This is a genomic window from Vibrio sp. 1401 (assembly GCF_033340295.1).
The window spans coordinates 1-502 of sequence record NZ_JAWOWF010000902.1 but is presented as its reverse complement, the minus strand read 5'-3'; the positions used below and the strand labels follow the sequence as shown (position 1 = coordinate 502).

1 protein-coding gene is annotated in these 502 nt (G+C 47.0%); it reads left to right on the top strand.

Annotation, left to right across the window (positions count from 1 at the left end):
- Nucleotides 1-502: LysR substrate-binding domain-containing protein (locus tag R7Z77_RS28800; protein ID WP_318137492.1), on the top strand; the 502-nt coding region annotated here is incomplete at both ends.

Here is a 502-nt window from a genome sequence, read left to right as displayed (position 1 = left end):
TAGCGGGCGAGCATACTCACCCTGAAATGGGCACGTTAAACATTTCAACAACCCATACTCAAGCGCGCTATGCATTGCCTGATGTCATCAAAGGTTTTACGGCACGTTACCCGAAAGTGTCTTTGCACATGCATCAAGGTACGCCTTCTCAAATGTCTGAAGCGATTGCAAAAGGTACAGCCAACTTTGCGATTGCGACAGAAGCTCTCCATCTTTACCAAGATGCTATCATGTTGCCTTGTTACCACTGGAATCGCTCTATTGTGGTGCCAAAAGATCATCCGTTGGCGAAGAAAGACTTAGTTACTATTCACGATTTAGCTGCTTATCCTTTGGTGACTTATGTGTTTGGATTTACTGGTCGCTCTGAGTTAGATACGGCCTTCAACCGTGAAGGTTTGACGCCGCGAGTCGTGTTCACTGCAACCGATGCGGATGTGATCAAAACGTATGTGCGAATGGGTATCGGTGTTGGTGTGATTGCGAGCATGGCTGTCGATGA